This window comes from Sinisalibacter lacisalsi, from assembly GCF_014640115.1.
Classification (GTDB): Bacteria; Pseudomonadota; Alphaproteobacteria; order Rhodobacterales; family Rhodobacteraceae; genus Sinisalibacter; species Sinisalibacter lacisalsi.
Genome location: NZ_BMGI01000006.1, coordinates 14146 through 26358 on the forward strand (window position 1 = coordinate 14146; position 12213 = coordinate 26358).

The 12213-nt window shown below is 66.9% G+C and carries 11 protein-coding genes; 7 read left to right on the forward strand and 4 right to left on the reverse strand.

What is annotated here, in order from left to right; all coding sequences use genetic code 11:
• The first annotated feature begins 83 nt into the window (after positions 1–83).
• The gene (locus IEW01_RS15875) at positions 84–1070 is read left to right on the forward strand and encodes a hypothetical protein (RefSeq protein ID WP_188529608.1); all 987 of its coding nucleotides are present in this window, start codon (positions 84–86) and stop codon (positions 1068–1070) included.
• Here the strand turns inward: IEW01_RS15875 and IEW01_RS15880 are convergent.
• The 3 genes from IEW01_RS15880 to IEW01_RS15890 all read right to left on the reverse strand — a co-directional run bounded on the left by IEW01_RS15880 (position 1048) and on the right by IEW01_RS15890 (position 4593).
• Complete coding sequence (locus tag IEW01_RS15880) at positions 1048–2358, reverse strand: NAD(P)/FAD-dependent oxidoreductase (RefSeq protein WP_188529610.1); 1311 nt, start codon at positions 2356–2358, stop codon at positions 1048–1050. The genes IEW01_RS15875 and IEW01_RS15880 overlap by 23 nt on opposite strands.
• A gap of 99 nt (positions 2359–2457) precedes the next feature.
• Positions 2458–3855 (reverse strand): aspartate aminotransferase family protein, encoded by a 1398-nt coding sequence (locus tag IEW01_RS15885; protein ID WP_188529612.1) that lies wholly within the window; start codon positions 3853–3855, stop codon positions 2458–2460.
• A 78-nt stretch (positions 3856–3933) separates the two neighbouring features.
• Positions 3934–4593, reverse strand: coding sequence for a GntR family transcriptional regulator (locus IEW01_RS15890; protein ID WP_229738313.1), 660 nt, complete (start codon positions 4591–4593; stop codon positions 3934–3936).
• Between the two features lie 165 nt (positions 4594–4758).
• Between IEW01_RS15890 and IEW01_RS15895 the strand changes: the two genes are divergently transcribed.
• From IEW01_RS15895 to IEW01_RS15920, 6 genes are all read left to right on the forward strand, one after another.
• Complete coding sequence (locus IEW01_RS15895; protein ID WP_188529616.1) at positions 4759–5853, forward strand: polyamine ABC transporter substrate-binding protein; 1095 nt, start codon at positions 4759–4761, stop codon at positions 5851–5853.
• Positions 5854–5924: 71 nt separating this feature from the next.
• Positions 5925–7073, forward strand: a complete 1149-nt coding sequence (locus IEW01_RS15900; protein WP_188529618.1) for an ABC transporter ATP-binding protein — start codon at positions 5925–5927, stop codon at positions 7071–7073.
• A complete protein-coding gene (locus tag IEW01_RS15905) occupies positions 7070–7960 on the forward strand; it encodes an ABC transporter permease subunit (RefSeq protein ID WP_188529620.1) in 891 nt (296 codons plus the stop codon). Before IEW01_RS15900 ends, IEW01_RS15905 begins: the two co-directional genes overlap by 4 nt.
• Before the next feature lie 118 nt (positions 7961–8078).
• Positions 8079–8891: an ABC transporter permease gene (locus tag IEW01_RS15910; protein WP_188529622.1), complete on the forward strand. Its 813-nt coding sequence runs from the start codon at positions 8079–8081 to the stop codon at positions 8889–8891.
• Entirely contained in the window at positions 8888–10240 is a 1353-nt protein-coding gene (locus tag IEW01_RS15915; RefSeq protein WP_188529624.1) for a glutamine synthetase family protein, read from the forward strand. Before IEW01_RS15910 ends, IEW01_RS15915 begins: the two co-directional genes overlap by 4 nt.
• Positions 10237–11559, forward strand: a complete 1323-nt coding sequence (locus IEW01_RS15920) for an NAD(P)/FAD-dependent oxidoreductase (protein ID WP_188529626.1) — start codon at positions 10237–10239, stop codon at positions 11557–11559. Before IEW01_RS15915 ends, IEW01_RS15920 begins: the two co-directional genes overlap by 4 nt.
• Here the strand turns inward: IEW01_RS15920 and IEW01_RS15925 are convergent.
• On the reverse strand, positions 11556–12209 hold the full coding sequence (locus tag IEW01_RS15925; RefSeq protein WP_188529628.1) for an SOS response-associated peptidase: 654 nt from the start codon (positions 12207–12209) through the stop codon (positions 11556–11558). The genes IEW01_RS15920 and IEW01_RS15925 overlap by 4 nt on opposite strands.
• Positions 12210–12213 lie beyond the last annotated feature (4 nt).

Here is a 12213-nt window from a genome sequence, read left to right on the forward strand (position 1 = left end):
GAGGGGGGCGGCCGTGTCAAGCACCGAGCTTGATCCGGCCCGGCACCTCGTGCCGTAATCGGGACAACGGGAAAGGACACGCCATGTCGCCAGTGCTTCGCCTCACCTGGGGCCTCGCCATCGCCGCCGCCGTGCTGGCAACGCTGGGCCTGCTCACGATCCGGCCCTTCATCGACCACGTGGCCTTCGCCCCCGACCAGGGCTTCAACTGGTATTACTGGAAACGCCCTGACCCGGACGCTATTTCACGCGCGAGCATGTGGGCGAGCTACATCGCCCACCAGGTCTTCATCTGGGGCGTGATCGCCTGGGCGCAGGCCAACCGCGAGCGCTTGCGCGACCGAAACCGGATGCACCCGGTGAACTGGATCGCGCTCGGCGGCACCGCCGCCTTCGTCGCGCTGCACTACGGCCAGACCGCGCTGTTCTACGACGGGCTGGGGCAAGATCTGCCGGTCATCACCTCGCAGGGTTCGGTGATCCTGCTGCTGGTGATCGTGCTGCTGATGGAAGCGCCCCGGCGCGGGCTGTTTTTCGGCACCGGGCGCGGCTGGTTCGCCTCGATCAAGCCGATCCTGATCCGCTACCACGGCTATTACTTCGCCTGGGCGATCACCTTCACCTACTGGTATCACCCGATGGAAACCACCGCCGGCCACCTGCTCGGCTTCCTCTACACCTTCCTTCTGTTCCTGCAGGCCGCCTTCATCTTCACCCGGGTGCACACCAACCGCTGGTGGACCTTCACGCTCGAAGCCTCGGTGCTGATCCACGGGGTGGTGGTGGCGCTGGTGGCGGGGCAGGAATTCTGGACGATGTTCTTCTTCGGCTTCCTGTTTCTCGTGGTGGTCACGCAAATGCACGGGCTGGGGCTCACGCGCCGCGCCCGCTGGGCCATCGCCGCGCTCTCGGTCGCGCTCATGCTGGCGGTCTATTCGCAGAAGGGCTGGGGTGCGATCAACGAGGTGATCCGCATCCCCGCGATCGACTACCTGCTGGTCTTCGCGATCGGCGGCGCACTTCTGGCCATGCGCAAACTGGGCGTGTTCAAAGCCGGTCGCGCAGACTGAACCAGACCATCGCGAGCACCAGCAGCGGCGTGCGCAACGCCACCCCGCCGGGGAACTTGTGCGTCGGCACCCGGGCCATCAGGTCGAAGCGCCCGGCCTGCCCCTTGATCGCCTCCGCCGCGATCTTGCCGCCCAGCGTCGCCATCGCCACGCCGTGGCCGGAATAGCCCCCGGCGGTGAGGATATTGCCCGCGATCCGCTCGAAATGCGGCATCCGGTTCACCGTGATCCCCAGGGTGCCGCCCCAGGCATGGTCGATCCGCGCGGCGGCGAGCTGCGGAAAGATCTCCAGCATCGGCTTTCGCGCCTTGGCGGCGATGTCGGCGGGAAAGCGGTAGCCATAGCTCTCGCCGCCGCCGAACAGCATCCGTCGATCCTGCGACAGGCGGAAATAGTTGATCACGAACTTTGAATCCGACACCGCCTCGTTACCGGGGATCAGGCTTTGCACCATGGCATCGTCGAGCGGTTCGGTGGCGAGGATGAAATTGTTGATCGGCATCACCTTCGCCGCGATCCGCCGATCCATGTGCCCGAGGTAGCCGTTGGCGGCCCAGAGCAGGTGGCGCGCGGTGATCTTCGCACCGTTCGCGCCAAGCCGCACCGGGTCGGTCTCGGCCACCCAATCCACCCGGCTGTTCTCGAAGATCCGCGCGCCCGCGTCGCGCGCCGCCCGGGCCAGCCCGAGCGCATAGTTGAGCGGGTGCAGATGCCCGCCGCCCATGTCGATCACCCCGCCGAAATAGGCATCCGATCCCACCTTCTCGCGGATCTCGGCCTGCCCGAGCGGGCGAATCCGGTCATAGCCGTAGTCGCGCGCGAGCTTCTCGGCGTAGTCGTGCGAATGGCGCACGAAGCGCGCCTTGTGATCGGCGTGGATCAGGCCGGGCACGAAACCCGCCCCGGGCGCGTGTTTCCCGGCAAGATCCACGGCAAGATCGACGCTCTCGACCGCCAGGTCCCAAAGCCCGCGCGCCATCTCGCGGCCGACCATCCGCTCCAGCCCGTCCTGGTCGACGCGCTGGCCCGGATGCACCTGCCCGCCGTTGCGGCCCGAGGCACCAAAACCCACCCGGTGCGCCTCCAGCACCACCACGTCGAGCCCGGCCTCGGCCAGGTGCAGCGCCGCCGACAGCCCGGTGTAGCCGCCGCCGATCACCGCCACGTCGCAGGAGATCTCGCCCTCGGCCTTCGGGAAGGGCGCCAGCGCCTCCGCCGTCGCGGCGTAGTAGGACTGCGGGTATTCGCCCGGGCGATCGTTCGCGGTGAGAATATCGAGCCGAGCCATCCTGCCCTTCATCCTGGTCCAAATACCTCGGGGGGCGTCACGCCGAAGGCGTGCCTCCGGCACGACGGGCAGAGCCCCCCACCCTGCGCGCCGCAGGCGTTACCCGGCGGTCTTGAGCAGGCCCGCCGCCTTCACGTTGGCATAGCCCTCGTCGAGCGACTTCACCGCGCGCTCGAACAGATCGTCGATGTCGGATTTCGTCATCACCAGCGGCGGCGAAATCACCATCCGGTCGCCGACGTGGCGCATGATCAGGTTGTTGGCGAAGCAGCGCTCGCGCACCATGTAGCCCACCGTGCCCGCCGGTGCCTCGAACGGCTTGCGCACCGACTTGTCGGCGGTCAGCGCCAGCGAGGCCATCATGCCGACGATCTTGGTCTCCCCGACGAAGGGGTGGTCGGCCAGCTGGTGCCACTTCTCGGCGAGGTAGGGCGCGGCCTCGTCGCGGACGTGGTCGACGATCTTTTCCTCTTCGATGATGCGCAGGTTTTCCAGCGCCACGGCGGCGGCCACGGGATGGCCCGAATAGGTGTAGCCGTGGGTGAATTCCTCGCGCCCGATCACGTCGGCCACCTTGTCGGAAACCAGCGAGCCGCCGATCGGCGCGTAGCCCGACGAGAGCCCCTTGGCGATGGTCATGATGTCGGGCTTGAGGTCGTAGGTCTGGCTGCCGAACCAGTTGCCGGTGCGCCCGAACCCGGTGATCACCTCGTCGACGATGAGCAGGATATCGCGTTCGGCGCAGATCCGGCTGACCTCGGGCCAGTAGCTTTCGGGCGGCACGATCACCCCGCCCGCCCCCTGGATCGGTTCGGCGATGAAGGCGGCGACGCGGCCTTCGCCCAGTTCGTCGATCTTCGCTTCCAGCTCGCGGGCCCGGGCGATGCCGAACTCCTCGGGGCTCATCTCGCCGCCCTCGAGATACCAGTAGGGCTGGTTGATGTGCACCACGTCGGGAATCGGCAGCCCGCCCTGGGCGTGCATTCCCTGCATGCCGCCGAGCGAGGCCGAGCCCACCGAGGTGCCGTGGTAGGCGTTCTTGCGGCTGATGATGACCTTCTTGTCGGGCTTGCCCATCAGGTCCCAGTAGCGCCGCACGAGACGGATGTTGGTGTCGTTCGCCTCGGAGCCGCCGGAGGCGAAGAAGACGTGGTTGAGATCGCCGGGCGCGAGTTCGGCCAGCTTGTCGGCCAGCGCGATCGCGGGCACATGCGTCGACATGAAGAAGGTGTTGTAATAGGGCAGTTCCTTCATCTGGCGATGCGCCACCTCGGCGAGTTCGTCACGGCCATAGCCGATGTTCACGCACCACAGCCCCGCCATCGCGTCGAGAATTTCCCGCCCCTCGCTGTCGGTCAGCCGCACGCCGTTGGCGCGGGTGATGACGCGAACGCCCTTTTCGGCAAGCTCGTGGTTGGCGGTGAAGGGGTGCATGTGATGGGCGGCGTCGAGCGCCTGAAGCTCGGCGGTCGGCATGTGATTCGTGATCTTGTTCATCGGGGGCTCCTTTGGGCGCAATCGCGCTTCACAATATGATCAAAAGTTGGGCTGTCAACGCAGAGACCGGGCATTTGATCAATCTCCGCCCGTGCCGAGACCGCGCTGCACCTGGGCGATTCCCTGCTCGATGTCGTCGCGGATCGCCTGCGCCACGCCCTCGGCATCGCGCGCGCGCATCGCCACCAGCGCCTCCTGGTGCTTGTCGGGCAGGTTGGCGGTGCCGTGGCGTCCGAGCATGATCCTGAGCGAGGGTCCCGAGCGCAGCCAGAGCATCTCCGAAATCGCCAGCAGCACCTCGGCGCCCGACAGTGCGTAGAGCCGGGCGTGGAACAGGTGGTTGTTCTCCAGGTAGCCCCGCACGTCGCCGCGCTCGATCGCCAGATCGACCGCGCGGTCAATCGCCGCGAGGGCGGTTACGTCTTCATCGCCCATGTTTTCAACGCCGCGTCGGGCCAGCTCCGGCTCCACCGCAAGCCGCGCGAACGCCAGTTCGCCGTATTCGTCGAGGCTCATCTGCGGCACCTCGACCCGGCGGTTGCCCTTGAACACCAGCGCGCCCTGGCTGGTGAGGCGACGGATCGCCTCGCGCACCGGCGTCATCCCGAGCCCCAGCGCCTCGACCAGCCCCTGGATCGTCACCGGCTGGCCCGGCGCCAACTCGCCGTAGAGCACCATTTCACGCAGGCCGCGGTAGGCGCGCTCGTGGTCCGGCAGTTTGACGGCGGACGGTTTCACCAATCGGCCTTTCCCAGGGAAGTCCATTGCGCTCGCCTCGCGAGTGGATAATCTTGATGCGTAGGGTAGCCCGGCACGGAGGGTTTGACCATATCCGACGAACGGGTTAGTTTTGATCAAAAGTCAAACAGGGCTTCGGCCCAGACCAACGGGAGAAAAAACATGATGACCACCGCGAAAACGAACGCGACGCTGCTGGCCTCCGCGCTCGCCCTCGTCGCCGGCGGCGCGCTCGCACAGGAAGTCCGGGTCTACAACTGGTCCGACTACATCGACGAGGATCTGCTCGCCAAGTTCCAGGAAGAAACCGGGATCACGCTGATCTACGACGTGTTCGATTCCAACGAGGTGCTCGAAACCAAGATGCTCGCGGGCGGCTCGGGCTATGACGTGGTCGTGCCGTCCGGCACGTTCCTGCAGCGCCAGATCACCGCCGGCGCGTTCCAGAAGCTCGACAAGTCGAAGCTGCCCAACCTGGAAAACATGTGGGACGTGGTTTCCGAGCGCACCGAGCAATATGATCCGGGCAACGAGTATTCGATCAACTACATGTGGGGCACCACCGGCATCGGCGTGAACGTCGGCATGGTGACCGAGCTGCTCGGCGAGGACGCCCCGATCGACTCCTGGTCGCTGGTCTTCGATCCGGCCAACATGGAAAAGCTCGCCAGCTGCGGCGTGCATTTCCTCGACGCCCCGGCAGAGATGATCCCCGCCGCGCTGAACTACATCGGCGAAGATCCCGACGACCATGACCCGGACGTGATCGCCAAGGCCGAAGAGGTGTTCGCCCCCGTTCGGCCCTACATCCAGAAGTTCCATTCCTCGGAATACATCGAGGCGCTCGCGAACGGGAACATCTGCGTCGCCGTGGGCTGGTCGGGCGACATCCTGCAGGCGCGTGATCGCGCCGTCGAGGCCGAGAACGGCGTCGAGATCGTCTACCACGCGCCCAAGGAAGGCGCGCAGATGTGGTTCGACCAGATGGCGATCCCGGTCGACGCGCCGCACCCGGACGAGGCGCACGTATTCCTCAACTTCATCATGGACGCCGAGAACATGGCCGCGGCCTCGAACTACGTCTACTACGCCAACGGCAACAAGGCGTCGCAGGAGTTCCTCGTCGAGGACGTGATCGGCGACCCGGCGATCTACCCGGACGAGGAGACGCTGGACAACCTGTTCACCACCACGCCCTATGACGCCCGGGTGCAGCGGGTGGTCACCCGGCTCTGGACCAAGATCAAATCGGGCACCTGATCCCCGACCCCGCCCCCGCGCAACCCGCGCGGGGGCTTTCCTTTTCCCCAACCGACAGTCCCGAGGCGCGCATGGCGGAGAAACCCCGCAAACCCTCCCAGGTCGTCTATGCCCCGTGGGAAGACCCGCAGGCCAAACCGCTCATCGAGTTTCGTGGCGTCACCAAGAAATTCGGCGAGTTCGTCGCGATCGACGACCTGACCCTCGACATCTACGAGCGCGAGTTCTTCGCGCTGCTCGGCCCGTCGGGCTGCGGCAAGACCACGATGATGCGCATGCTCGCGGGCTTCGAGCGGCCGACCGAGGGCGACATCCTGCTCGGCGGCCAGAGCATCGTCGGCGTGCCGCCCAACGAGCGGCCGGTGAACATGATGTTCCAGAGCTACGCGCTGTTTCCGCACCTTTCGGTGTGGGACAACATCGCCTTCGGCCTCAAGCGCGACAAGCTGCCGAAAGACCGGATCACCGAGCGGGTCGAGGAAATGCTGCGCCTCACCCGCCTGGAGAAATTCGGCCACCGCAAGCCGCACCAGATTTCCGGCGGCCAGCGCCAGCGCGTGGCGCTGGCCCGCTCGCTCGCCAAGGCACCGAAACTGCTCCTGCTCGATGAACCGCTCGGCGCGCTCGACCGCAAGCTGCGCGAGGAAACCCAGTTCGAGCTGATGGACATCCAGGAAAAGACTGGCACCACCTTCGTGATCGTCACCCACGACCAGGAGGAGGCGATGACCGTGGCCTCCCGCATCGCGGTGATGGACAACGGCAAGGTGATCCAGGTCGATACGCCGGCACGGGTCTACGAGGCGCCGAACTCGGTCTACGTGGCCGATTTCATCGGCGACGTGAACCTGCTCGAAGGCACGTTCCGGCGCACCGGCCCGGAACGCGGCGAGATCACCTATTCCGAAAACGAGCCGCCGATCGCGGCGGAACTGTTCGAGGATATCCCCGACGGCCAGACCGTCAGCTACGCGATCCGCCCCGAGAAGATCCGGGTCAGCGCCGAAAAGCCAGAAGACCGGGCCAACAGCGCCTGGGGCACGATCATCGACATCGGCTACCTCGGCAATGTCTCGACCTACCACGTCCAAATGGCCGGCGGGCAGATGGTGAAAGCGGCGATGACCAACTCCACCCGTCTCGACCGGCGCGACTTCACCTGGGAAGACGAGGTCTGGCTTTCCTGGCGCGAGACCGCGGGCCTGGTGCTGACCAAATGAGGCGCGCGGCGCTCATAGCCCTGCCCTTCATGTGGCTCCTGGCGCTGTTCCTGGTGCCGTTCCTGATCGTTGCCAAGATCAGCCTGTCGGACATCGCCCTCGCCATTCCGCCCTACACGCCCACGCTCGATCTCTCGCGCGGCTGGGAGGGCATCACCGACTGGGTGACAGGGCTCGACTTCGAGAATTACATCTTCCTCACCACCGACAGCCTTTACTGGAAAGCCTATCTCTCGTCGCTGCAGATCGCCGTGCTTTCCACGCTGATGACCCTCGCGGTGGGCTATCCGATCGCCTACGCGATGAGCCGCGCCGCCGACGAATGGCGCCCGACGCTGCTGATGCTGGTGATCCTGCCGTTCTGGACCTCGTTCCTGATCCGGGTCTATTCGTGGAAGGCGATCCTCGCGCAGGAAGGTTTTCTCAACCAGTTGCTGCTGAGCATCGGGATCATCTCCGAGCCGCTGACGATCCTCAACACCAACATCGCCGTCTACATCGGCATCGTCTATACCTATCTGCCCTTCATGGTGCTGCCGCTCTACGCCGCGCTCGAAAAGCTCGACGACAGCCTGCTGGAAGCGGCCGAAGACCTCGGCTGTTCGCGGATGAAGGCGTTCTGGCTCATCACGGTGCCGCTTTCGAAGCAGGGCATCATTGCCGGCAGTTTCCTCGTGTTCATCCCCGTGATGGGCGAATTCGTGATCCCCACGCTGCTCGGCGGGTCCGACACGCTGATGATCGGCAAGGTTCTGTGGGAGGAGTTCTTCTCCAACCGCGACTGGCCGGTGGCCTCGTCGGTGGCGATCATCCTGCTGGCGATCCTGATCATCCCGATCGTGCTCTTCATCAAGAACGAGGAGAAGCAATGGGAGAGCGAGGTATGACGGGCACGCGTTTTTCGATCCGAAAAACGGCACGGAAAACGTTCGTTTTCCGTCTCGGTTTCCGCACGGAAACCGGTGCGACATCCGCTGCGGATTTCGCCGCCCGGGAGGCGCGCGCATGAGACGGATTTCATGGTTCAACGCCACCTCGCTCACCCTCGGCTTCGCCTTCCTCTACATCCCGATGCTGGTGCTGGTGATCTACTCGTTCAACGCCAACAAGCTGGTCACCGTCTGGGCCGGGTTCTCGACGAGGTGGTATGGCGAGCTGTTTCGCAACGAGGCCTTCCTCGATGCCGCCTGGGTGACGCTGCGGGTGGCGCTGGTTTCGTCCACGCTGGCCACCGTGCTCGGCACCGCGGCAGCTTACGTTCTTGTGCGCGGCGGCAAGTTCTACGGGCGCACGCTGTTTTCCGGCATGCTATACGCCCCGCTGGTGATGCCCGACGTGATCCTCGGCCTTTCGCTGCTGCTGCTGTTCATCTCGATCGGGCTCGACCGCGGCATGATGACGATCGTCCTCGCGCACACCACCTTTTCCATGGCCTTCGTCGCCGTGGTCGTCACCTCGCGGCTCGTCGCCTTCGACCGTTCGCTGGAGGAGGCCGCGCGCGATCTCGGCTGCACCCGGTGGGACGCGTTCCGCTCGGTGACCCTGCCGATCATCTCGCCGGCGGTGATCTCGGGCTGGCTGCTCGGCTTCACGCTCTCGCTCGACGACCTGGTGATCGCCTCCTTCACCTCGGGCCCCTCGGCAACGACCTTGCCGATCAAGATTTTCTCGGCGGTGCGCCTCGGCGTCTCCCCCGAGATCAACGCGCTCTCGGCGATCCTGATCGGGATCGTGACCGTGGGCGTCATCACCACCTCGCTGATCTCCAAACGCGCGATCATGAAGCGCATCGCCGAGGAAAACCGGGCAGACACATGAGCGATTTTCTCACCGAATACGCGGCCTTTTGCAAAGCGCATGGCCGCCCCGACCGACTCGAACTGATGCTGTGCGACATCAACGCCGTCCTGCGTGGCAAGTGGCTGCCGGGCGACGACGAGCAGAAACTGTCGGAAGGCGGCGTGCGCCTGCCGCTCTCGACCTACGCCCCCAACATCCTCGGCGAAGAGGTGGAGGCGACCGGGCTCGGCATCATCGTCGGCGATCCCGACGGGCGGCTCTACCCGGTGCCGGGCACGCTGCGGCCGGTGCCCTGGGCGGCGGGCGGCCAGAACGTGGCGCAGGTGCTGGTGGAGATGGACGACGAGACCGGCAACGTCGCCCAGTTCTCGCCCCGATTCCAGCTCGAGAAGGTGCTCGCCCGCTTCCGCGAACGCGGCCTCACGCCGGTCGTCGCCACCGAGCTCGAGTTCTACCTCTACAAGCCGCGCGACGATCGTGACGAGGCCCCAGAGCCGCCCGAACGCTCGCCGCTCGCGCAGAACTACGACCTCGAGGTGCTCGACCGCACCCAGGCCATTCTCGACGACATCCTCGAAGGCGCGCTGGCGCAGGGCATGGCCCCCGACACGCTGATCGCCGAATACGGGCCGGGCCAGTTCGAGATCAACTTCCACCATACCGACGATGCGCTCGCCGCCGCCGATGACGCGCTGTTCTTCCGCCGCCTCGTGCGCGGCACCGCACGCCGCCACGGCATGAGCGCCACCTTCATGGCCAAGCCCTATGCCGATCATCCCGGCAACGGCATGCACGCCCATGTTTCGCTGATCGACGAGAGCGGCCGCAACGTGTTCGACGAGGGCACCGACGAACCCTCCCCGCTGCTCAAGCAGGCGGTTGCCGGAACCCTCGTCACCATGGCCGACCTGCAGGCGATCTTCGCGCCGCACATGAATTCCTACCGCCGGTTCCAGCCCGCCTCCTTCGCGCCGCACGCGCCGGACTGGGGGATCGATAACCGCGCCGCCGCCGTGCGCCTGCCGGAAGTGTCCGGCCCCGGCGCCCGGCTCGAACACCGCATCGCCGGCGCCGACACCAACCCCTATCTCACGCTCGCGGCGATCCTCGGCGGCATGCTGCACGGGCTGGAAAACCCCGATCTGCCGCTGCCGCTCCCGCTCGACGACGAGAACGGCAGCCATGGCGACCCGCTGCCGGCCGACTGGTCGACCGCGGTGGAGGTTTTCGCCGAGTCCGAGATCGCCGCCACGATCTTCGGCACGCAGTACCGCGACATCTACACCGCCGTGCGCCGTGACGAGATCTCCCAGCTCACCACGGCGATCAGCCAGATCGAGTATCGCACCTACCTTGGCCGGCTGTGACCCGGCTCTGGGAACCCCACGCCTACAGCGATGCGCCCCGGGCCGATTGCGCCTGGGCGCTGGAGCAGGACTGGCCCGCGCTCGACGGTGACGCCGAAACCGATGTCGCGGTGATCGGCGGCGGCTACACCGGGCTTTCGGCCGCCTTGCACCTGGCGAAGGAGGGCACCGCGGTTACCGTGCTGGAGGCCAATGCGCCGGGCTGGGGCGCCTCGGGGCGCAACGGCGGTTTCTGCTGCCTCGGCGGGGCGAAGGCGCCCGACGCCATGCTGGCCCGCCGCTTCGGGCGCGACGAGGCCGATCTGTGGTTCGAGGCGCAGAAACGGGCCATCGCCCTCGTCGCCGACCTGCTCACCGAGCACCGGATCGAGGCCCACACACATTCCGACGGCGAGGTGGTGCTGGCCCACCGCCCGCGCGTATATCAAAGCTTCGGCGCGGAGGCCGCCTGGCTCGAAGCGCGCGGCGTGGGGGCCGACGTGCTGCCCCCGGACGCGCTCGCCGAGCGTGGCCTCGCCGCGCAAGGCATCCACGGCGGGCTACATGTGAAAATCGGCTTCGGCCTCGATCCCGGCGCCTATGCCGCCGGCCTTGCCCGCGCCGCCCGGGCGGCGGGCGCCGATATCCGCGCCCGTTCCCCCGTCACCGCGATCCGCCCGGAGAAGGGCGGCCATCGCCTCGTCACGCCCGGCGGCACACTCCGCGCCCGCCGGTTGCTCATCGCCACCAACGGCTATTCCTCGGAAGACCTGCCGCCCTGGCTCGCCGGCCGCACCCTGCCGCTGCAATCGAGCGTGATCGTCACCCGCCCGCTCAGCGCCGCCGAACGTGCCGCGCAGGGCTGGACCTCCGATCTCATGGCCTACGACAGCCGCGAGCTTCTGCATTATTTCCGCCTGATGCCCGATGGCCGCTTCCTCTTCGGAATGCGCGGCGGCTATCGCGCCACCCCCGCCGCCGAAGCCCGCATCGCGCGCAAGATCCGCGCCGATTTCGCGGCGATGTTCCCCGCCTGGGAAGGGGTGGAGATCGCGCATGAATGGTCGGGGCTGGTCAACCTCTCGCGCGGGCTGACCCCCTTCGTCGGCCCCGTGCCGCGCATGGACAACGCCTGGATCGCCATGGCCTACCACGGCAACGGCGTCGCGATGGCGAGCTACTCCGGCGCGCTGGTGGCCAGCCTGATCCGCGGCCAGGCCCCCACACAGCCCTACCCTTCGGTGATGCAGGCCCCGCTCGGCCGCTTCCCGCTCGGCCGCCGCCGCCGCGCGCTCTTCACCGCCGCCACGCCGCTCCTGTGGCTGCGCGACCGGCTCTAATCCTCGAACGGTTCGATCAGCTGCGGCCCCTCGGCGCGGTTCGAGTTGACCGCGCGTGAGACGCGGTGAAAGGCCAGCACATCCTCGCCCGGCGGGTGCATCAGCCGGGCGGCGCCCTTGCCCGCCTCGCCCAGCCACAGCCCCCAGTCGCCCGCCTCGATCACCACCGGGATGCGGTGATGGATCGGCGCCATCGCCGCGTTCGCCTCGGTGGTGACGATGGCGAAGCTCGGCGCATGGTCCGCGCCCCAGTCCTGCCAGATCCCCGCCAGAACCAGCGGCGCCCCGTCGGCGCGCTGCACGAACCACGGCAGCTTCGCCTCCCCGCTGCGGTGCCACTCGTAGAACCCCGTCACCGGCACGAGGCAGCGCCGCTCGCGGCAGGCGGCCCGGAAGGCGGGCTTCTCGGCGATGGTTTCGGATCGGGCGTTGATCAGGAGCGGTCCGTCGGTCGGGCTGTCGTACCAATGCGGGATGAAGCCCCAGCGCATCGGCCTGAGCCTGCGCCCCGGATCGGCGGTCACCACCGCCACCTGCCGGGTCGGGCAGATGTTGTAGTCGGGCACCGGCGGCAGGTCATTCGCCGGGGCAGCGTCGAACAGCTTCGCCACGGCATCGGGCGGCAGCGTATTGGCCATGCGTCCGCACATGGCC